The organism is Calditerrivibrio sp., assembly GCF_049968475.1.
Lineage (GTDB): Bacteria > Chrysiogenota > Deferribacteres > Deferribacterales > Calditerrivibrionaceae > Calditerrivibrio > Calditerrivibrio nitroreducens_A.
In genome coordinates, this window is sequence record NZ_JBMFQS010000001.1 from 499,189 (window position 1) to 521,335 (window position 22,147).

General features: G+C 36.4%; 20 protein-coding genes. 12 read left to right on the forward strand and 8 right to left on the reverse strand.

What is annotated here, in order from left to right; genetic code table 11:
- The first annotated feature begins 242 nt into the window (after positions 1-242).
- From uvrB to ACP5Q2_RS02560, 8 genes are all read left to right on the forward strand, one after another.
- Positions 243-2,210 carry an excinuclease ABC subunit UvrB gene (gene uvrB, locus ACP5Q2_RS02525; RefSeq protein WP_428096890.1) on the forward strand — a complete coding sequence of 656 codons (1,968 nt, stop codon included), beginning with the start codon at positions 243-245 and terminating at the stop codon, positions 2,208-2,210.
- Between the two features lie 3 nt (positions 2,211-2,213).
- The gene (locus ACP5Q2_RS02530) at positions 2,214-4,463 is read left to right on the forward strand and encodes a penicillin-binding protein 1A (protein WP_424605975.1); all 2,250 of its coding nucleotides are present in this window, start codon (positions 2,214-2,216) and stop codon (positions 4,461-4,463) included.
- On the forward strand, positions 4,463-5,407 hold the full coding sequence (locus ACP5Q2_RS02535; RefSeq protein ID WP_428096893.1) for a two-component system sensor histidine kinase NtrB: 945 nt from the start codon (positions 4,463-4,465) through the stop codon (positions 5,405-5,407). The genes ACP5Q2_RS02530 and ACP5Q2_RS02535 overlap by 1 nt, the downstream gene beginning before the upstream one ends.
- Positions 5,400-6,800, forward strand: a complete 1,401-nt coding sequence (locus tag ACP5Q2_RS02540; RefSeq protein ID WP_428096896.1) for a sigma-54-dependent transcriptional regulator — start codon at positions 5,400-5,402, stop codon at positions 6,798-6,800. Before ACP5Q2_RS02535 ends, ACP5Q2_RS02540 begins: the two co-directional genes overlap by 8 nt.
- Positions 6,781-8,712 (forward strand): ribonuclease R, encoded by a 1,932-nt coding sequence (rnr, locus tag ACP5Q2_RS02545; protein ID WP_428096898.1) that lies wholly within the window; start codon positions 6,781-6,783, stop codon positions 8,710-8,712. Before ACP5Q2_RS02540 ends, rnr begins: the two co-directional genes overlap by 20 nt.
- Before the next feature lie 133 nt (positions 8,713-8,845).
- Entirely contained in the window at positions 8,846-9,466 is a 621-nt protein-coding gene (gene lexA, locus ACP5Q2_RS02550; protein ID WP_428096901.1) for a transcriptional repressor LexA, read from the forward strand.
- Positions 9,447-9,695 carry a hypothetical protein gene (locus ACP5Q2_RS02555; RefSeq protein WP_424605970.1) on the forward strand — a complete coding sequence of 83 codons (249 nt, stop codon included), beginning with the start codon at positions 9,447-9,449 and terminating at the stop codon, positions 9,693-9,695. Before lexA ends, ACP5Q2_RS02555 begins: the two co-directional genes overlap by 20 nt.
- Positions 9,692-10,894, forward strand: coding sequence for a DNA polymerase Y family protein (locus tag ACP5Q2_RS02560; RefSeq protein WP_424605969.1), 1,203 nt, complete (start codon positions 9,692-9,694; stop codon positions 10,892-10,894). The genes ACP5Q2_RS02555 and ACP5Q2_RS02560 overlap by 4 nt, the downstream gene beginning before the upstream one ends.
- Positions 10,895-10,928: 34 nt before the next feature.
- On the opposite strand, the gene ACP5Q2_RS02565 is transcribed toward ACP5Q2_RS02560, so the two are convergent.
- The 5 genes from ACP5Q2_RS02565 to ACP5Q2_RS02585 all read right to left on the reverse strand — a co-directional run bounded on the left by ACP5Q2_RS02565 (position 10,929) and on the right by ACP5Q2_RS02585 (position 15,355).
- A complete protein-coding gene (locus ACP5Q2_RS02565; protein WP_428096904.1) occupies positions 10,929-11,633 on the reverse strand; it encodes an ABC transporter ATP-binding protein in 705 nt (234 codons plus the stop codon).
- Positions 11,626-12,408: an ABC transporter ATP-binding protein gene (locus tag ACP5Q2_RS02570; RefSeq protein WP_424605967.1), complete on the reverse strand. Its 783-nt coding sequence runs from the start codon at positions 12,406-12,408 to the stop codon at positions 11,626-11,628. Before ACP5Q2_RS02570 ends, ACP5Q2_RS02565 begins: the two co-directional genes overlap by 8 nt.
- A 7-nt stretch (positions 12,409-12,415) precedes the next feature.
- Positions 12,416-13,252: a branched-chain amino acid ABC transporter permease gene (locus ACP5Q2_RS02575; protein ID WP_424605966.1), complete on the reverse strand. Its 837-nt coding sequence runs from the start codon at positions 13,250-13,252 to the stop codon at positions 12,416-12,418.
- A gap of 10 nt (positions 13,253-13,262) precedes the next feature.
- Positions 13,263-14,120: a branched-chain amino acid ABC transporter permease gene (locus ACP5Q2_RS02580; RefSeq protein ID WP_428096908.1), complete on the reverse strand. Its 858-nt coding sequence runs from the start codon at positions 14,118-14,120 to the stop codon at positions 13,263-13,265.
- A gap of 92 nt (positions 14,121-14,212) precedes the next feature.
- Entirely contained in the window at positions 14,213-15,355 is a 1,143-nt protein-coding gene (locus ACP5Q2_RS02585; protein WP_428096911.1) for an ABC transporter substrate-binding protein, read from the reverse strand.
- A gap of 293 nt (positions 15,356-15,648) precedes the next feature.
- On the opposite strand from ACP5Q2_RS02585, the gene ACP5Q2_RS02590 reads away from it, so the two are divergent.
- A complete protein-coding gene (locus tag ACP5Q2_RS02590) occupies positions 15,649-16,194 on the forward strand; it encodes a helix-turn-helix domain-containing protein (RefSeq protein ID WP_428096913.1) in 546 nt (181 codons plus the stop codon).
- Positions 16,195-16,275: 81 nt separating this feature from the next.
- Here the strand turns inward: ACP5Q2_RS02590 and rpmB are convergent, their stop codons facing one another.
- Complete coding sequence (gene rpmB, locus ACP5Q2_RS02595) at positions 16,276-16,467, reverse strand: 50S ribosomal protein L28 (RefSeq protein WP_424605962.1); 192 nt, start codon at positions 16,465-16,467, stop codon at positions 16,276-16,278.
- A 105-nt stretch (positions 16,468-16,572) separates the two neighbouring features.
- Between rpmB and ACP5Q2_RS02600 the strand changes: the two genes are divergently transcribed.
- Entirely contained in the window at positions 16,573-18,246 is a 1,674-nt protein-coding gene (locus ACP5Q2_RS02600) for a ComEC/Rec2 family competence protein (RefSeq protein WP_428096916.1), read from the forward strand.
- A gap of 2 nt (positions 18,247-18,248) precedes the next feature.
- On the opposite strand, the gene ACP5Q2_RS02605 is transcribed toward ACP5Q2_RS02600, so the two are convergent.
- Together ACP5Q2_RS02605 and hflX are read right to left on the reverse strand one after the other, a co-directional pair.
- On the reverse strand, positions 18,249-18,575 hold the full coding sequence (locus ACP5Q2_RS02605) for a hypothetical protein (RefSeq protein WP_424605960.1): 327 nt from the start codon (positions 18,573-18,575) through the stop codon (positions 18,249-18,251).
- Complete coding sequence (hflX, locus tag ACP5Q2_RS02610; RefSeq protein WP_428096919.1) at positions 18,562-20,085, reverse strand: GTPase HflX; 1,524 nt, start codon at positions 20,083-20,085, stop codon at positions 18,562-18,564. The genes ACP5Q2_RS02605 and hflX overlap by 14 nt, the downstream gene beginning before the upstream one ends.
- Positions 20,086-20,288: 203 nt before the next feature.
- On the opposite strand from hflX, the gene ACP5Q2_RS02615 reads away from it, so the two are divergent.
- Positions 20,289-21,506 carry a molybdopterin molybdotransferase MoeA gene (locus ACP5Q2_RS02615; protein ID WP_428096922.1) on the forward strand — a complete coding sequence of 406 codons (1,218 nt, stop codon included), beginning with the start codon at positions 20,289-20,291 and terminating at the stop codon, positions 21,504-21,506.
- Complete coding sequence (locus ACP5Q2_RS02620) at positions 21,503-22,138, forward strand: RluA family pseudouridine synthase (RefSeq protein ID WP_428096925.1); 636 nt, start codon at positions 21,503-21,505, stop codon at positions 22,136-22,138. The genes ACP5Q2_RS02615 and ACP5Q2_RS02620 overlap by 4 nt, the downstream gene beginning before the upstream one ends.
- Positions 22,139-22,147 lie beyond the last annotated feature (9 nt).

Here is a 22,147-nt window from a genome sequence, read left to right on the forward strand (position 1 = left end):
TACCATGTTGCTATCAGTTAGATGGCAGCCTTTGCAAAGGGGGGGCCATTGAAGGTTTTTGTAGGGCAGAAATTGCCGTACTGACCAGGGCAGAGCTTAGAATAAGGCTTAATAAAATAGTTTTTTTTATAAATCCTCCTATAAAAGTAGTAAATAAAAAGCTAATATTAATTAGCTTATTATAAATGGTAATGTCAATATTTTTCTTCACAATTTATCCAAAATATATTATTATAGTTTTTATGAAGTTTAAATTGGTTTCCAATTACACCCCTCAGGGGGATCAACCAGAGGCGATCAGACAGATAGTTGAAAATTTTAGATCCGGAATAGAACGCCAGGTACTTTTGGGTGTGACTGGTTCTGGAAAGACTTTTACTATGGCTAATGTGATACAGGAGCTTAATGTTCCCACTTTAATAATTGCCCACAATAAGACTCTAGCGGCTCAGCTATATGGAGAATTTAAGGAATTTTTTCCGGATAATGCAGTGGAGTATTTTGTAAGTTATTACGATTACTATCAACCTGAGGCGTATATACCCCAGACGGACACATATATTGAAAAAGATTCATCCATCAATGATGATATTGATAAGATGAGGCACTCAGCCACAAGAAGTCTATTAGAGAGGAGAGATGTAATTATTATTGCAAGTGTATCATGTATATATGGTTTAGGTTCTCCGGAAGCTTATTATGGTATGCTTGTTTCTGTTGAGGTGGGTGAGGAAAGACCTATAGATGAAATACTCGCTAAGCTGGTGGAGATAAAGTATGATCGGAACGAAATAGATTTTCATAGGGGTACCTTCAGGGTAAAGGGGGATGTGATAGAGGTTTTCCCCTCCCATGAAAGCGACCTTGCTTACAGAATAGAATTCTTTGGGGACGAGATCGATAGAATCTCTGAATTTAACCCTGTAACGGGTAAAACATTGTCCACTAGGAGTAAAGTTGCAATTTATCCAAATACTCACTATGTGACTACAAAGGTGACGATAGAGCAGGCCATTAAAGAAATAGAGAGGGATTTGAAGAACAGGGTGGTGGAGTTTGAACAGCAGCAGAAACTCCTGGAAGCCCAGAGGTTGCAGCAGAGGGTGATGTTTGATCTTGAGATGATAAAAGAGACAGGGTACTGCACCGGTATTGAAAATTACTCAAGGTATTTCGATGGGAGATTACCTGGAACCCCTCCCCCCACATTGATGAGTTACCTGCCAAAAGATGCTCTTGTGATTATAGATGAATCCCACATAACCATACCACAGATTAGAGGTATGTACAATGGTGATAGATCAAGAAAGATGACATTGGTGGAGTATGGTTTCAGGTTGCCGGCGGCGCTGGATAACAGGCCACTGAAATTTGATGAGTTTAATCAGAAAGCAAAAAAGATTTTGTATGTTAGTGCCACACCATCCGAGTATGAGTTGGAGGATTCAAAAGGGGTAGTGGTGGAGCAGATTATACGCCCCACTGGACTTATGGATCCGGAAGTGGAGATCAGACCTGCCAAAAATCAGGTGGATGATCTTATAGGGGAGGCATATAAAGTTATAAGTAAAGGAGAGAGGGTACTGGTAACCACCTTGACGAAAAGAATGGCGGAAGATCTCACTCGGTATATGAAGGATCTTGGTTTTAGCGTTGAGTATCTACATTCCGATATAGATACCCTTGATAGGGTAAAGATTTTAAGGGATTTAAGATTGGGAAAGATTGACATACTTATAGGAATCAATCTTCTCAGGGAAGGGTTGGATCTACCTGAGGTTTCTCTTGTGGCGGTCTTGGATGCTGATAAAGAGGGATTTTTAAGATCAGAACGGTCACTTATTCAAACGATTGGTAGAGCAGCCCGAAATGTAAATGGAAAAGCTATCTTTTATGCGGATAGAATCACAGAGTCTATCAAAAAAGCGGTGGAGGAGACGGCAAGAAGAAGAAAAAAACAGCTTCAGTACAATCAAGAACATGGTATAACGCCGGAAACAATAAAAAGTGAAATTAAAAATATATTGGAGTCTATTTACGAAAAAGATTATTTTGAGTACGATATTGAAGAATTTGGTATAAAGTCTGACGGTAATATTGAAAAACAGATTGCAGAGCTTGAAAAAGAGATGTATAAGGCAGCAGAATCCCTCGATTTTGAAAAAGCTGCCAGAATAAGGGATATTATTTTAGAGTACAAGGCGAGGTAGTAGATGAAAGAGTTTTTCATTAAGCATCAGAAAAAGATATTTATATTTATGGGGTTGTCTTTATTATCCGGTCTTGCCATTTTGGGTTATCTTTTTTTTATAATTAGTGATCTACCATCTGTTGCCCAGCTGAAAAATTTTAAATACAAAGTACCTACGTATGTATATGATAGAAATGGTAACCAGATAGCAGAGCTTGGATTGGAAAGGAGGATCCCAGTAAAAATAGACAAAATTCCTAAAAATCTAATAAATGCTTTGGTTTCTGTAGAGGATTCGCGTTTTTTTACGCACGGGGGTGTGGATTTTATCGGGGTTTTACGCGCTACGTTTTCTAATATTAAAGCCGGAAGGGTTGTGGAAGGTGGTAGCACACTAACACAGCAGCTTGTAAAGGTAATTTATCTTACTCCGGAGAGAAAGTTTAAAAGAAAGATAAAAGAGGCTGTATTAGCCTACAAAATAGATAAGTATCTTACTAAAGAAGAGATTCTGGAAATATATCTTAATCAGGTCTATTTTGGTAAGGGTTCGTATGGCGTTGAATCTGCAGCTCTGAATTACTTTGGTAAGCATGTTTGGGAGCTTAATCTCTATGAGTGTGCAATGTTAGCTGGTATTCCGAAGGCTCCTGGCATATATTCCCCCAGTTCAAATTTTGCTAAATCTGTGGAAAGGATGAAACATGTTTTGGGGAGGATGCTTGAGGAAGGATACATAACTAAAGATGAATACAACAATATAATAGTCCCCTCCATCACATCAGAACAAATATCCCCAAACAAGAAAAATTATGCCGGGTATTTTGTGGATTATGTATTAAATGAATTAAAAAATGAATTGAAACTTCCGGATCTAAATGATTTAGGTTATAAAATATATACCACACTTGACCTTGATATGCAGCTAAAGGCTGAAGAAGCTGTGAGAAATGGATTGATGGCTGTAAATATGAGGCAGGGGTATTTTGGGGTTCTGGCTAAAGGCGATGATCCATCTTTTGGGGAGAAGTTAAAAAAGATCTCTTATCTTTCTGAATTTGGGATCTATCCAGCTAAGGTAAAATCTGTTGAAAAAGATACTGTAATCTTTAGTTTGGGTGATAAAGAGGGGATATTAAAGCTCAACGAAAATAGATGGGCCTATCCCAATGGTTCAAAGTTAGGCCAGCTTACAGATTTTAAAACAATTATTAACAATGGCGATTATATTTTGGTAAAAAAAACCGAAAAAGGTTATCTTTTGACGCAGGAACCGAGAATAGAAGGGGCTTTGCTGGCGATATTTCCCAAAACTGGTGATATATTGGCTATGGTGGGTGGGTTTGACTATAGAAAATCTTATTTTAATAGAGCTTATCAGTCGAAGAGACAGGTGGGGAGTCTTTTTAAACCATTTGTTTATACTGCTGCCATTGATAGTGGCTTTAATTCCACCACTCTGGTTTACGATGCTCCGATTATGCTTGAAAGCGGTGAAAAGGGGAAGTATTGGACTCCACAGAATTTTGATCGTCAGTATTATGGATTTACCACCGTTAAAGATGCTCTAACCACTTCAAAGAATGTCGTGAGTGTAAAGATTGCTGAAAAGATTGGTATAAAAAAGATAAAAGAGTTTGCTAATGAAAGATTTGGCATCAGTTCAGAATTAGCTAACGATCTTTCCATAAGTATCGGATCTGCTTCTATATCTCTAATGGAGATGGTATATGCTTATGCTTTATTTCCAAATATGGGTAAAAATGTAAAGCCTTATGCCATTAAAAAAGTTGTGGATGATAATGGTAACACAATATACGAAAAATCTCCCGGTGAGGGGGAACAAAAGATAAGAAGCGCCGTGATACATATAATGAATGAGATGTTGATGAATGTCGTGGAGGATGGTACAGCTCAGGCGGCTAAGTCTGTGCCCAGAATGGTTGCCGGCAAGACGGGTACCACAAATGATTATAAAGATGCATGGTTTATAGGGTATACCCCTGATATCGTTGTTGGTAGCTGGGTGGGATTTGATGAATTTATTCCAATAGGTAGGGGAGAAACAGGAGGAAGGGCAGCACTGCCGATATGGGTATCGTTTATGAATTCTGTTATTTCAAAGATACCGTATAATATTTTTCCTGCATCTCCTGATGTGGTTTATTATAAGGTGGATGCGAATACAAACAAAAAGACTGAAGATATTGTGGATGATTTCAAGTTTGAGCCTTTTATTGAAGAGCCGAAGGAGAATGACGTTATAAATTAATGAATAATATCGATGATCTTGATTTTTTAAAGATAGGCAAGTTTGTGGAAAGAGATAATGAGCTCTTTCCTGTAAACAACTATGCTGAGCATATTTTAAATATATTTTCACTCAACTTACCTGAGGAGCCTGTAAGGTTTTTAAAAAGATCTGTGGAAAATAGGAATAGATCTTTTATGGTTTCTGGTATGAAATATAGTGTGGATAGGTGTGGGGAATTTTTTTACGTGAAAGATATAACAGAATATTTTGACGACATTGATCATGTGGTGGATCTGATGTCGTTGCAACATGAAATTAAAAATCCTTTAACAGTAATAGATGGTGCTGCCCAGATACTTCAGATCAAAATTAAAGATAGTTTTGTGTACAATACTGCTGATAAAATTTTAAAAGAGAGTAAAAGGATTAAGAATATACTGGATGAGATATCATTATTGCATAGAGATTTGAGTTATGGTTATATAAATATCAGGGATATTATTAATGAACTTGTGGAATCTATTAGAATATCTCACCCGGATTCAGATGTTATTGTGGAGATAGACCCTGAGATTTCAGAATTTTTTGGGGATAGAAAGTTGCTTTATATAGCACTATTTAATATATTGAAAAATAGTTGCGAAGCAAAAAGGGATACGAGTATAAGGATCTCTTTATCTCTGGATTCTTCGGTAAAAGTTCGAAAAAAAGTTGGTAGTAAGACATTTAAAATGTTAAAAATTGCCATAAGTGATATATCTGGTGGTATAACTAATGAACATCTGGAGAAAATTTTTACCCCATTTTTTACAACTAAAAGTAAAGGGAGTGGGCTGGGTCTTTTTATATCCAAGAGTATAATTGAAAAACATGATGGTAGGATTTATGTTAACACTATGTATGGTTATGGCACAAATTTTATTATTTTGATCCCGTACAGAATCGGAGGAGAAAATGATTAAAATTTTGATTCTGGATGATGAGGACAACATACTATGGCTACTAAAAGAGGGGCTGGAAGACAGGTCGATATCTGTTATTACATGTAGTGACTCTATAACTGCGGAAGGGTATCTCTCGAAAGATATTATAGATGTATGTATTGTGGATATCTTTTTAGATGGGGAAACTGGTCTTTCTTTAGTCAAAAAATGGAGTAGTAGATATAAAAATACCAGATTTATAATGATTACAGCTCAAAATACCAGCAGCAACGTTATAGAAGCCATGAACATAGGTGCTATCGACTTTTTCTCAAAACCATTCGATGTTATGGAGTTAAAAAGTAGGATTATTGATATTTTGGATAAGAAGGTTGTGGATACAGGGATGGAAGATTACTTAGATTACGACTATCAGACTTATTCAAAGAAGATGCTGGATGTTTATAAATTGGTTGGCAAAGTGGCGAGGACTGATATTAGTGTCTTAATCACAGGTGAGACAGGTACCGGTAAAGAGATTATTGCCAATATGATACACGAAAAAAGTAGTAGAAATTCTCACCCGTTTGTTGCGGTTAATGTTGCATCAATCCCCAAGGATCTTATTGAGAGTGAACTATTTGGTCATGTAAAGGGTGCTTTTACAGGTGCATTGGCTGATAAAAAGGGTAAATTTGAAGAGGCGGATGGGGGGACTATCTTTCTGGATGAAATAGGAGAAATGGAGCTTTCTCTACAGTCAAAAATTTTACGTGCTTTGCAAAACAGAGAGATCTCTAAGTTGGGTTCAAATAAGACTATAAGGCTCGATGTGAGGATTATTGCTGCCACAAACAAAGACCTTGAAAAGATGGTCAAGGAAGGGCTTTTTAGGGAGGATCTTTTTTACAGGCTTAATGTGGTGGAGATTCACATACCACCTTTGAGGGAGAGGAAGGAAGATATACCGATTCTGGTGGCACATTTCTTAAATAAATACAGTTATATAAAATCAGCACAATTTAAAGTGGATGAAGAGGTATTGGAGCTTTTTAGAAAGTATAACTGGCCTGGTAATATAAGGGAACTTGAGAATGTTATACAGTACGCCATTGTTAATTCGAATCAAAACTCAATAACAGTTGATGATCTCCCTGAAAAGATCAAGTCAGTTAGGATGTTAGACGATGGTGACTCCCTCAGCGATAGGTTATATGAACTATCGAAACATCTTATAGACTATTCCCAGATTACTGGTAGTTTTAATGCCTATTCCGAATATCTAAAAATAGTGGAAAGACCACTTTTTATGGCATCACTTGAAACGACGAACTGGAATAAATCCGAGGCAGCAAAGATTTTGGGTATAAACAGAAATACGTTAAGAACACGAATAAAGGAGCTTAATATTGATGAGCAGAAAAAGGGTTAAACATAAAAAAAAGATTAAAGAAAACCTGCAGATTTTAATAGGTAAAGTTGATATGGCGGCGGATGGGTATGGTTTTTTCATACCTGATGACCCAAAGGAAAAAGATGTCTTCATACCTAAAAATAAGCTCAATGGTGCATCACATAAGGATAAGGTAAAGGTTACCATCGAATATTTCAGGGGGAAAAAAGAAGCAAGGGTAGTGGAGATATTAGAGAGAGGATACAGCAAAATTGTAGGTAGAGTGGAAAAATCGAGATTTTTTGCATACGTCATCCCTTTTGTGAAACGTTTTGGTTTTGACATATATATACCCAAAAAATACTCTGAAGATCTGAAAGATGATGATGTGGTTATATGTGAAATAACAAAATATCAGGAAAAATCGAAAAACCCGGAAGGTAAAATTATAAAGATCCTTGGTAATCTAAATGATAAAGGGATAGAAAATGAGATTGTAATAGAAAAGTATGAGATAAGAAGAGAGTTTCCTAAATCTGTTAAAAAAAATCTTTCAAGGGACTCTTTCGAACTTTTTAAAAATCCCGGCAAAAGAACAGATTTTCGGGATCTTTTTACAGTTACGATAGATGGAGAGACCGCAAGAGATTTTGATGATGCTATATCTATCCATAGACTGGAAAATGGATATAAGCTTTTTGTCCATATAGCAGATGTGTCACATTTTGTAAGGCCAGATTCCAGGCTCGATAAAGAGGCTTATCGAAGAGGTACGAGTATCTATTTCCCCGAGTTTGCCATACCTATGCTGCCGGAAGAGCTGTCCAACGATCTTTGTAGTTTAAGGCCTGGGGAAGATAGGCTAACCATTACGGCGGAAATAGATTATGATGAAAAAGGAAATAGAGTTAATGCTAATTTTTATCAATCTGTAATAAAGAGCGATTATAGACTTACTTATAACTATGTAAACGATATTATTGAAGGTATTGAAAAGACTGATGATAAACGTCTTCTGAACCTGATAGATGCGGGGCTTTCTTTGCTGGATAAATTGATGCAAAGGAGAAAAAATGATGGTATGATCGATTTTGACCTGCCGGAAGTTGAATTCTATTTTGATGAAAATGGGGATATGGTGGATATCAAGCCCCTTGAAAGAAAGATTTCCCATCGTTTGATTGAATTTTTTATGATAGAGGCAAATGAGGCCGTGGCGGAATTTCTGGAAAAAGCTTATGATAGGGGGATGTATAGAGTTCATGGTTTTCCAGATCCAGAAAAATTACAGGAATTTGTAACAATATGTCATCTTTACGGTATTGAGTTGGGGGAACTTGTGGTTGATGATCCTAAATCTATACAGTTACTCTCTGAAAAGATTTCCAATTCAAAGTTTAGTTATCTACTCAGCTCAATGCTCGTAAGAACGATGCAAAAAGCTATCTACTCACCAGATAACACAGGGCATTTTGGTCTTTCTTCAACTTGTTATACCCACTTCACAAGCCCCATAAGAAGATACCCTGACCTTGTGGTGCATAGGTTATTAAAGAAAAAGCTATTCGGGTATTTCTTTGATTTTGATGAAGATTATCTTGATGCTACTGCCATAAATTCATCAAGGATGGAGCAGATGGCCGAAGAGGCTGAGCGGGAGATACATCTTTATAAAAAACTTAAATTTCTTCAATCCCATATCGATGCTACTTTTGATGCATTCATCAATAGGCTTACTCCTAATGGTATATTCATATATCTTGAAAAATTCTTACTTACAGGTTTTATCTCTATAGAAAATATGCTGGATGATGAGTATTATTACCTGGATAATCAGAATATGTTTATAGGTAAGAGGAAAAAAAAGAGGCTCAAGCTTGGGGATAGAATTTCGGTAAAATTGTCAAGGGTAAACTATGATCACCTCGAAGCAGATTTTTTTCTGGTGTAGTTGGGGGGATAATTTAAACATTCAAAAAATGGGGTGACGGCAGTTAATTTTTCACTTGACTTTTTCTATTTTATGTTTATTTTATCAGATAGGTGAACATTTGTTTACCTAACTATCTATGATAGGGGTTTTCATGGATCTTACCGATAGGCAAAAGGAGTGTCTTAATTTTATAAGTCATTTTATAAAAGATTATGGTTATCCCCCCACTATTCAGGAAATATGTAATAATCTTGGTATAAAATCTAAAAATGCCGGTTTTAAGCTTCTCAATACCCTTGAAAGTAAAGGATTCATAAGGCGAAACAGATCAATTTCAAGGGGTATTGAACTATTAAAGATTAATAATGGCATCCCTATACTTGGCAGGATTACCGCAGGAATACCTATAGATGCCGAAGAGAATATAGAAGGGTATATCCATTTGGAAGATATTCTGGGTGATATAAATGGCTGTTTTGGACTCAGGGTTATAGGGGATAGTATGGTGGAAAGAGGTATAGTGGATGGAGATATTGCGATTATCAAAAAACAGCCGGATATCTTAAATAATCAGGTGGGGGCTTTTATGATTAATGGTGAATTTACGCTCAAGACCTTTAAAATGACAAATGATGGTCGTATATATCTAAAGCCTGAAAATAATAAATATAAGCCGATATATATTACGGAGAATGACGCATTTGAGGTGGTTGGTTTGTTGAAAATGGTAATAAGGTTATTTGGAGAAGATTATGAGGCAAGAAAATACTGAGATTGTTGCAGGTGTTGTCTTTGACAGAGGGGATATAAAGCCCAGGTGGTTTTTTATAAATGGCCGCAAAATAAATGTTTTAAGAGTCATTTATAAATGGCACGAAAGGAAAGGGTATTATCTTATATACAAGTTTACCGTTACTGACGGGGAAAATATCTACGAGATAGCATTTAATTCAAATCTTCAAAAATGGTTTCTAATTGCAGTTGCCGAGGGAGTTTCATGATAGGATGTGTCGATATGGATGCATTTTTTGCCTCTGTGGAGCAGGCGTCAAACCCTTTTTTGAGGGGTAAGCCGGTGGGGGTGATAGGATCTAAAGAACGAACCGTAGTTGTTACATCTTCTTATGAAGCAAGAAGGTGTGGTGTAAAGACCGGAATGAGTAAGTATGAGGCTCTGAATATCTGTCCTGATCTGATTCTTGTGGTGGCAAATAATCAAAAATATATATACATATCAAAACTTATAACTGAGTTTATCTCAAAGATTTCTCCTAAGGTGGAGGCTTATTCCATTGATGAAATGTTTTTTGATCTATCGCATATAAATAGAGAGAATTATAAAGATGTGGCATATATCATAAAAAGTTGGGTAAAGGAGAGATTCCAAATAACATGTTCGGTAGGGATAGGTATTAGCAAACTTGTGGCAAAAATGGCAAGTGGGGTAAATAAACCTGATGGATTTTATTTTGTAAAAGAGGAGGATAGTATAAAGTTTCTTGATGATTTCAAACTTTCGGATATCTGGGGGATAGGAAAAAAGATGGAGCAGAGGTTTTACTCTCATGGAATATCTTCACTGAAAGATATAAGAAGATTGGGCATAGAGGAGATGGTAAGAAGGTTTGGTAAAAACGGGTTTCATTATTACGAAATGGCATATGGAAGATATGAACCGATTGTGTATGAAGAGCCGCCCGTAAAGTCTATAGGTCACAGTATGACTTTGCCGTTTGATATATATTCAATGGAGAAACTTCTCCCTTATATTTTACAGCTATCAGAAATGGTATCCGCAAGGGCAAGGAATAATATGATATCTGGTAAAACTATCTCTGCTTATGTCAGATATGCCAGCATGGATAAAGATGGTAAAATGATTACGATACCTTATTATACCTCTGCGACTCATCATATCTATGATATAGCCAGAGATCTTTTTGGAAGTTTTAACATATCAAATGGTATTAGATTAATAGGATTATCCCTTTCAAACCTGCTGCACAACTCAAAGAGTCTTGTGAACCTTTTTGATAATCCCAAAATGGTGAATTTGTACAACGCAGTGGACAAGATAAATAATCGCTACGGTAGCTGGACTATTCACCATGGATCCATACTAAACTGTCTTAGATTTGGTAGCAAAACAATTTCTCCCGCCTGGCGTCCAGATGGGGTAAGAAGTATAGATGTGAGATAGATTTTAAAAAAAGGGGCTAATGGGTAGGATCCCTTTAGCCACCAAGATAAGCTTTTCTTACTTCATCATTTGAAAGAAGATTTTTTGCATTATCCTCAAGAATTATTTTCCCAGTTTCGAGTACGTAGCCTCTATTGGCAATGGAAAGTGCCATGTGGGCGTTTTGCTCCACCAGTAGAATGGTTGTTCCTTTTTTATTGATATCCTGAATTATTTTGAATATACTTTGCACCACAATGGGGGCAAGACCTAGGGAAGGTTCATCCAATAAGAGTAATACAGGGTCAGACATTAGAGCTCTACCTATCGCAAGCATTTGCTGTTCACCACCGGAAAGGGTTCCCCCAAGCTGTTTCTCCCTTTCTTTTAATCTTGGGAAAAGGTAATATACATATTCAAGCTTTTGTGATACTTTTAGTTTATCTTTTACAAGATATGCTCCGAGTTGCAGATTTTCATAAACAGTTAAATTGGGGAAAATCTGTCTCCCTTCTGGTACCTGCACAAGACCTTCGGCAACTATCTTATCCGCCTTCCAATGGGTGATATCTTTGTTTAAAAAATGTATCTCCCCAGCCACAGGTTTGATAATGCCAGATATGGTATTTAGCGTGGTGGTCTTACCTGCACCATTACCACCAATAATCGTTACGATTTCACCTTCTTTTATATGGATGTCTATACCTTTTAATGCCTCTATATTGCCATATTTTGTATGAATATTTTTTAGTTTAAGCATTGTTTTCTACCTCTTTACCTAAGTAAGCTTCTATAACCCTTGGGTTAGTTCTTATTTCTTCGGGTTTCCCCTCTGCGATAAGTTTTCCGTAGTCAAACACCACAATCCTATCAGAAATTCCCATTACAAGTTTCATATCATGCTCTATAAGAAAGACTGTTTTTTCAAGATCTTTTCTGATATTTTGAATGGTTTCCATAAGTTCTTCCGTTTCCTGAGGGTTCATACCAGCTGCTGGTTCATCAAGAAGAAGTAAATCTGCACCAGTGGCAAGGGCCCTTGCGATCTCCAGTTTTCTCTGTTTACCGTAAGGAAGATTTTGGGCCTGTTCATTTCTATCACCCAGCAGCCCCATGTAATCCAGGAGAGCCTCTGCTTCCTCTATGCATTTTTTTTCTTCAGCAATGTATTTAAATGTTCTAAAAATTGACTGGAACATATTTGTTGTTCTTCTGCTATGCATGGCGATTATTATATTATCTATTGCTGATAATTGACCGAATAGCCTTATGTTTTGAAAAGTCCTTGCTATCCCTAGCTTTGTTATTTGATATGGTTTAAGAACATTGATGTTGATACCTTTGAAAATCACCTCACCCAGAGTTGGAGTATAGACACCGGTTATAACGTTAAAAGCCGTTGTTTTCCCGGCACCATTTGGGCCTATTAAGCTTAATATCTCCCCTTTGTGAATTACAAAAGAAACATCGTCCACAGCTTTTAATCCACCAAAATGCATCGATATATTTTTTAGTTCTAGTAAAATATCAGCCATAATTCACCTATACGTTCACTTTAATTTTGCCAAATAGACCTTGAGGTCTGAAAATCATCATCAATATTAATACAACCCCATAAGTTAGCATCCTGTATTCGGATGCAAATCTTAAGAATTCAGGTATAGTACTTAATACGATAGTACCCACCACTGCACCAAAAATGGATCCCATACCACCTAAAACCAACATGCAAAGTTGCTCTATCGATTTCATGAAACCAAAATCCACCGGGTTTATATAAGTCATAAAATGGGCATATAGTGTACCGCCAAGGGCTGCAAAAGCTGATCCAATGGTGAAAGAGATAATTTTGTATCGTGAAATATTTATCCCCATCATCTCTGATGCGATCTCATCTTCCCTTATACTTTTTATTGCCATACCATGTCGGGATTTTTCCAGCCTATACATGAAAAATATTGTGAAAATTGCTAAAACCAGTACATTCCAGAAATTAGTTGAAGCTGGTATTCCATAAATGCCAAGGGCACCACCTAAAAAATCTGTATTTAATAGGAATACTCTTATTATCTCTCCAAACCCCAGAGTGGCTATGGCAAGATAATCACCCCTAAGTCTTAGAATTGGTATACCTAAGATAGCTCCAAAAAGTGCACCTGTAAACGTTCCTAAGATTAATGATACTATAAAAGGGGCACCTAAAGCTGTAGATAGGTAAGCAGAAGAATATGCACCAATGCTCATAAATGCTGCATGACCAAGAGAAAGCTGTCCCGTTACGCCTGTGATTAAATTTAATCCCAATACCATGATTATATTAATACATGTTGTGGTTGCCACCTGTAAAACGTAATCATTTAATAAAAATGATAAATCCATCTCTACCTCTTTATACCTTTTCTTTTGTTTTTTTGCCAAAAAGACCTGCTGGCTTGATGATGAGTATCAAAATTAGAATTCCAAAAGCTATTGCATCCCTGAAGGATGATGATACAAAAGCAACGCCTAATACTTCCGTCAATCCCAATATAAGTCCACCCACCATTGCTCCAGGTATACTACCAATTCCACCAAGAACTGCAGCAACAAATGCCTTCAAACCAAACATCATCCCCATAAAAGGATCCACTGCCCTGTAGTATGTTCCCACGAGGACACCCGCAGCACCGGCGAGAAGTGAACCTATTGCGAAAGTAAAAGATATTACTAAATCCGGATTTATTCCCATAAGTCTTGCTGTATTTACATTGTGGGAAACGGCTCTCATTGCGATCCCTATTTTAGTATTATGAACTATATAGTAAAGGCCGTACATAAGCCCGATAGATATCACTATTATCAGAGGTTGTAAGATATTGTTTGGCAATAGTGCAGGGTAAGATTCATTTTGGGGACCATTTATCAATACAACTAAATTGGATATAAATATGGAAACACCTATTGCACTTATAAGGGCAGATATTCTTGCTGAGTTTCTGTTTCTCAAGGGGTTATATGCTATTTTTTCCACCAATATACCTATAAAAGATGTTAAGATCATTGCAAAAAATATAACAAGGATGAAGTTTGCACCCATCTTAATCGATACTATTAGTCCAATAAAAGCACCCAACATAAAAATATCACCATGGGCAAAGTTTATAAGCTTGATAATACCATAAACCATAGTATAGCCCAAAGCAACAAGTGAATAGATACTGCCCACTGTGATTCCATTTATTATTTGTTGAAAAAGAGTACTTAACACAACAGCTCCTTATTGTTTTTTAATTAAAAACGAAACCTATTTGGATAGTAGTTTTGATAAAATAGGGGAGAAAATCTCCCCTGTGATAAATATTATTCATTTAACAATTTAAGATAGTATTCACCATTAGCTCTCTTAGCCACTTCCTGAATGAAAGGCTTTTTGATGGCGTTACCTTCTTTATCAAATTTCATTTTACCACTTACACCATCAAACTCTGGCATACTTGCTAATGCATCTCTTATGGCTTTTCTCTGTTTTGGATCTTCGCAGTTAGTAGTTTTGGCCTTTTTCATGGCTTCTGCAAAAAGATAAACAGCATCATAACCTTGAGCAGAGAACATGTCTGCTTCACCGCGAGACTTCATCTTTTCTACAAATTCTTGAATCTTTTTAGCTTTTGCTTCTGGTGAGAAACCAGCGTATATGATAGAACCAAGAGCTGCATCTTTAGCCACTTTCCACAAATCAGGTGAAAGTAGACCATCCCCACCTATGATAGGAGTATTAATCCCCTGTTTCCTTAATTCAAGAAGAAAAAGAGAAGCTTCTGGATAATATCCTGTGAAGATAATAGCATCAAACTTTTGACTCTTTAATCCTGTAACCTGTGCTGAAAAGTCTTTATCCCCATCAGATATTTTTTCTTCTGAAACTATATTCGCTCCATATTTTTTGGCAGCGTTTTTAAAGATTTTGGTCATGGAAACACTGTAATCGTTGTTTACAGAAGTGATGAGAACGAAATTTTTCCATTTCTTTGTATCCATTAAAAATTTCAATGTGGCAGGTGCACCATCTGAGTCAAGAAGTGTATCCCTGAAAACGAATGGTTTTCCTTCAACAACACCATCGGCGGTGGCTCCTGCTGAGATGAGTGGTAAGGAAGCTTTGTTTGCTATTGGCCCGATAACAAAAGTTGCGCCGGATGTTGGCTCTCCAATTACACCGCAAACCTTATCTTTGTTGATGAATCGCTGAATAATATTTGCAGATTCTGCTTTATCACCGCGGCTGTCATAGTTTATCAGTTTGAGGGTTTTGCCATTGATACCACCTTTTGCATTAATTTCATCAACTGCCAGTTTTGCTCCTGCAAGAGTTTTTGCCCCATAAGTGGCAAGATTGCCTGTTTCTGGCCCCTGGATTCCCAGAGAAAGTTCCCCGGCTGCATAAGCCATACTTCCCACTGTAACCATCGCTGCAACAATTCCTGAAATAACAGTTTTTTTCATGTTGCCTCCTTTTAGTTAATTATTTGAAGTTCTAAATTATGAACTATCATATAGCTAATAGATTCCAATTTGTCAAACATTTTTTTATTTATTGATGGTTTAAATATTTTTGCGTTTTTTTTACATTTAGTTAAAAGTTGCTTTATATTTAAAATTGTTTCGTAATATTGAATTGATTAGGTTTTTTAAGATAATGATATGAACAAGGATTCATTTGTTTATTAACTGATAATACTATACTGTGAGCATATTTTCCTGTTGACATCTTGAAAATTGTTTGATAAATTGAACATATGAGCATAGGTAAAAAGATAGTCGAATTAAGAATGAAGAAAAATCTCACCTTGAGACAGCTTTCCAAGATATCTGGTTGTTCACTTGGTTTTTTATCCCAGGTTGAGAGGGATCTTGTATCTCCCACAGTATCTTCGTTAAAAAAGATAGCTGATGCACTTGAAGTAAATATGATGTATTTTTTTGACTCCCCCACTAAAACACAGAGAATTGTGGTGAGAAAAGGGGAGAGAAATCGAATGACGAATCCCAAATCGAAAGTGGTTTATGAGCTATTAAGACCACAATTTAGCGATTCGGATTTGCAGGCGCTGTATATGATATTAGAGCCGGGGGCCTTTAGTGGTAAAGATCAGCATAGCCATAGTGGGGAAGAGTTTGCATACGTTATGAAGGGTAGGTTAGAAATTGTGGTGGAAGGGGAGCATTTCATCCTTGAAGAGGGGGACTCTGCCGTTTATAAATCCAACCAACCACATTCCTGGAAGAACGCCTATGATGGGATTACCGAGGTTCTCTGGGTAAATTACCCCCCATCATTCTAAAAAAACATACTTAAAAATAATAAAACTATAAAATAGGGATTGGGGTAAATAAAAAAGGGGGCTTGTGCGCCCCTTTTATTTTTAGGCTTTTTTGACTTTGCCGGCTTTGAGGCACTTAGTACAAACTTTTATTCTTGCCACAGTTCCATCGGGGTTTAATACTTTTACCTTATGAAGGTTTGGGTAAAAAACTCTTCTGGTTACGTTGTGTGCATGGCTTATATTGTGTCCAAACATTGGACCTTTACCACATATATCACATCTTCTTGCCATCTATAGCCTCCTGACTCTATTATCCTAAAAAGGGCGATTATAATAACACAAAATAAAAAATTAGCAAGATTTTTTTACAAAAAACTTTTGTAATACTAAAAATTGATGTATAATATCTTTATGGATCTAAACTTTACTTACAAATTGTTAAACGGGAAAAAGGTGGAACTATTTTTTATACTGATAGTTTTAGCCTCTTTCTTGTCTATTCATATAATATTGAAATTTCTCCTGATGATTGTAATCTTTGGTATATTTCATCTAAAAAATTTGAAATGGTATTTAATTGTTTCCATTACCGTGCTGTTTTTTGTATCAAATTTTTCTGTATTTATCGTGGATAAAGAACTTAAAAAAGATGGTACCTATCAGTATTATTCCATAGGTGGCGTTGTGGAGGGTGTGGATACTTCTCTGGGTACGATTATTTTTGGTAAAATAACGAGGAATATTGAAGGGTTTAGAACTAACTATAGTATAGAAAAAGAGTATTTTAGAATGAGGTTACCTTTTTATTCTGCGCTTATAAGTTTTAGAAATGATGCCATCGATAAACTATACTATGGATCTAATAAACAGATCACACTTATACCAGCTATGTTTTATGGGGAAAAAAGGTATATTTCTGCTAAAGATACTGAAAATTTTACTCTGGCGGGGTTAAATCATATCCTTGCAATATCCGGGCAGCACGTGGGGATAATTTTGTTGGTGATTTTTTCTTTGTTGTATAAACTGCCTTTTAAGTTAAAAATGGTCATCTCGTCTGTAATGATTCTGCTATTTATACCAATTGCGGGTTTTAAAATACCTGTTATACGGGCGGGGGTTTTTGTCCTGATAATTGCCATAGCTTATACATTTGATGTAAAGGTAAGGATGAACAAACTCATTTTATGGGTGGCTTCGTTATTTCTCATCGTAGAACCTGATGTTTTAAACTCCCCTTCTTTTGCCCTTTCATTTCTTGCTGTTTACGGCATTTCGCAGGTAGATAGAGATTATTTTTTAGATCATAAATTCTTATCGGGAATTATGGTGGGGATCTATGCCACAGTGTTTACCACCCCTTATATACTTGCCAATTTTGGAATGATCAATCTACTATCTTTCCTGAATTCTATTTTGATTTCACCATTTGCTTTTTTGATAATCCTTCTGGGAATATTTTCACTTTTAAGCGTAAAGCTTGTAATGCCTATCGGAATTTTGGCAGAAAGACTTACGTATAATTTAATAGATCTGCTTTCAAAGATTACTGAATTTGGTTTTATCCTGAAATGTGTCCCTGTATGGGTGGGGATGTTGACTATTGTAATATTGTTTATTCTGTCTACGCTCCATTACAGGTATATATTGCTTTTTGGTTTTTTGATACTTTTTTACCCTGGAAAGGTTAATAAATTGGTTGCTTTTCCGGATCTTTCTCATTCGAGGGGGTATTTTTTATTAGGTGATACTTCTGAGGTTTACTTTGAGGGGTCTTCATATGAGTTTAGATATAGATTCCTTCCGGAATATGTTAAAAATGGTGGGGGTAGGTATGTGGATTTTGGATATATAGATGTGGAATATGACACTAGGTTTTTAAAAATTGCCCATCCGAATCAGTTTTCAAAAAGGGTATGTCTGAATCAGAATGGATGTGAGATAGTATTGGTTACCAGTAAAAAATCATTGCAAAAGATCAATTTGCTTGATAATACCACATATGTGACATACTCTAAAAAAATTTTAGCCGATAAAATAATCACACCACCTTATTACCTTTACAGATGAAATCAAACCTTGCGGATCGACTTCTCCCTTGTCTCTTTCAGTATTTTCCATTCATTATTGATTTTTATAAGGATCGATTTCGAAAAATAGTCCACCTGCCCTTCTTCTATTGAGAGAAAAGATTCTATGAATAATACTTTTGCCAGATTCTTTTTTTCTTCAGTCTTTATAATGGTGATATTAATCGACAGTAACTCTTTTTTCAAGTTTTCAAAAAAGTCTGTATAAGACTGCTTTTCAGGGAAAAATTTTATAAAATCGCTCCCATTGGCGTAGCAACCATATATAACATCGGGATTATTCTGTGTAAAAGCATTAAATCTTTTCAAAATAATCTCTGACGGGGATTCCAAGTTTTTTACCTCCCATAAAAATAATATGATTTATTTTTATCAATAGTTCTTCAAATGTTTTTTTGTTGAGGGCGGATATGAATATAGCTTCTGGATAATCCTTTTGGGCTTCTGTAATTACCTGTTCATCCACGAGGTCAATTTTATTAAACACAATTATTTTCGGTTTATCATTTAATTTGAGTTCTTCAAATGTTTGATTTACAGCGTCTATCTGTTTTTTATACTGATTATTGGAAATATCCACAAGATGAATGAGAAGGTCAGACTCTTCAAGCTCTTCAAGGGTAGATTTAAATGCCCCTTTCAGACTTTCCGGAAGATTTCTTATAAATCCTACGGTATCTGTAAGGATACATTCCCTATCTTCCGGGAAACGAAGCCTTTTGGAGGTGGTATCAAGTGTGGCAAACATTAGATTGTCCGCATAGACATCACTTTTGGTGAGATTATTCAAAAGTGTCGATTTACCTGCATTTGTGTAACCCACTATTGAAACTATGGGAAGATTTTTCCTCGTTCTTTTTACCCTCTGGGTCTGCCTTACAGATTCTATCTCCTTTAATTTTTTGGTTAAAAATGCTATTCTATCCCTGATCCTTCTTTTATCTATTTCAAGCTTTGTTTCTCCCGGCCCTCTTCCTCCTATTCCTCCCGTCAATCTTGATAGGGAGTCGTCTCTTCCGGTGAGTCGTGGGAGAATATGTTTCAGCTGGGCAAGCTCCACTCTTATTTTTCCTTCATTAGACTTTGCTCTACGGGCGAATATATCTAAAATAAGCTGAGTTCTATCCAATATTTTCATCTCTGTTTGCTCTGCAATACTACGGGATTGAGCTGGGGATAGAATGTTGTCGAATATTAGATAATCGATATTATTTTGCATGGCATAGATCACTATCTCTTTTAATTTACCTGGGCCCACCACAAATTTTGGATGAATAGTCCCTTTTATCTGTATGAATACCTCTTCGGGGATAATTTCTGCGGTTCTACATAGCTCTTTCAGCTCAAATAGACTTTCTTCCGCCTCTTTTTTGTCTTTATAAACGCCGATTAAAACTCCAGAAAACCCCTTTTTTACCTCATATCTTTCCTTTATCTTTCTGGAAAGCTCCGATTCTATAGCGGAGATGAATTCAATAAAATTATCCTTAATATTATATGGATCTTTATATTCCTTAATATCATACTCTTTTTCCTGAGATGGGTAAAGGTAAGCCATCTGGAGTTTGTATGGTTCTCCCCTGTCGTTTAGTTTTATTACAGATACAGCGTCCAGTCTTAAAAGTTTTAGATCAGTAATATCATCCTCATCCAGATCTTCTCCATATAGGTGTGTGTGGATGAGTCTTAGCCCCCTTAGTTTACCAGGTGTTATGGCAAATCTTTCAAGTTTTGGAATAAGCACCTCTTTGTTTGTACCCACAAGGACGATTTGTATGATGTTGTTTCTATCTATCAAAAGACCTATCTGTCTTCCCATCTCAAAGGATATTGAGGAGATTCGTTTTAAAAGTTCATTAGAGATGAGAGTGTTTGATATATTTTTCTTTTTAATAAATTTTTCTAAAGCTCTTAGATAACCTACTTTTACATTATCAGTATAACCGTATAAAATATCTACCTCCTTTACTAATTTAAATTGTTATGTTATAAAAAGCAATAGAAAAAATATCGAGGTGTTTTATGCATTTTCCTTTAGAAGCACAGACATTGATTTTACAGTATGCGGATAAAGTGGGCTATGAGATCGTACCATCTACAGAGGCTTTGGGTAGAATAGCTTATGAAAAGGTGTATTCCAACAGAAAATTACCTCCTAAGGATAATTCCGCAATGGATGGTTACGTCATCAGATGGGAAGATTATAATAATGGGATCAGGGAATTTCGGGTTAATGGTGTAATAAAAGCTGGTGATGATGTATCCGGATATCATGTGGGGAAAGGGGAATGCTATAAAATAATGACTGGTGGTTTTATCCCATCCGGTGGGGATAGCGTGGCGGAAATCGAAATTACCAATGAAGGATCCTATAAAGTTCACATAGATGGTAAGATGAAATATGGTAATCATATCCGGAAGGCCGGCGAAGATGTGGATGTGGGTGATGAAATAGATATGGAGGGGAAAGAGATAACGCCTTTTATACTTTCAAGGCTTCTTTCCGCAGGTATTACATATATAAAGGTGAGTAGAAGGTTGAGGGTAGGGATCTTTTCCACAGGTGGTGAGCTTACTTTCCCCACTGATGCGGCATATCCAGAAAAAACCATCGATTCAAATGGATTTTTTGCAAGGGGGTTTTTGAAAAATTTTGGTGTGGATGTGGAATACCTTGGTATTTTTAAAGATGATAACGAAGATTTGAAAAATTTCCTCAAACGTATCGATAAAAAATATGACATCATAGTATCAAGTGCCGGAATATCAAGTGGTGATTACGATGTGGTGGGGAATGTGTCGGAAGAACTTGGGGTTAAATGGTTAATTAGGGGGATAAAGCAGAAACCTGGGAAACCTTTTTCTTTTGGATTTATAAATGAACTGCCATTTTTTGCCCTTCCCGGTAATCCAGTAAGCTCTGCTTTCTGCGTCTTTTTCTATCTGGTGCCATTCATAAAAAAAATGTACGGTGTGAAGGATGTATTACCAAAATCTGTGGATGCTTATCTCAAGGGGAGGATGAAGAAAAGAAATGATAGAGTCCACTTCAATAGAGTATTACTAAGATATGAAGATGGTCGTTTTGTGGCTTATCCTTTTGATAATCAGGATTCCCACATGATCCGTTCCATTGCTGAGTCGAATGGATTCTGTATGATACCTTCCGAGATGGTGGGGGAGATCGAAGAAGGGGTACTTTTAAAAGTATATCCATACGACTTTAAGACTATTATATGAATTTTGAAATTGTTTACGAGGATGATGACATTCTTGTGGTAAACAAGGGGCATGGTTTATTGGTTTTACCGGATAGGTATGATAAGGATCTTCCCAATTTAAAGGATCACCTTACCGAAGTTTATGGTAGAATATTTGTGATTCACAGGCTTGACTACGGCACTTCTGGGCTTATGGTCTTTGCCAAAAATGAAAGATCTCACAGGAATTTGTCGATACAATTTGAAAGATCGGAGGTTAACAAGAGGTATTACGCCATCTGCAAAGGGGGATTCCCGTCGGATCTTACCTGTATGCTACCGATCTCAAAGGTGAATTATCATGGTAGGTATAAGATAAATTTCAAAAGTGGTAGAAAGGCTCTGACATCCTTTTTTGTCTTAGATAGATTTTCCGATAAGACTTTAATTGATGTTGTTCCTCTTACCGGCAGATCCCACCAGATAAGGGTGCATCTTAAAGCGTTGGGGTATCCTCTGTATTACGATTTTTTGTATAATGAAAAGCGGGAGGATAAAAGGTTGACCCTTCAGGCTTATTATTTACGGTTTAAACACCCTGTAAAAACAACAGTTATGGAGTTTCAGACTGATATTTCAGACTTTTTAAAAGAAATTTTAAAAATTTCCTAAAGTTTTAAT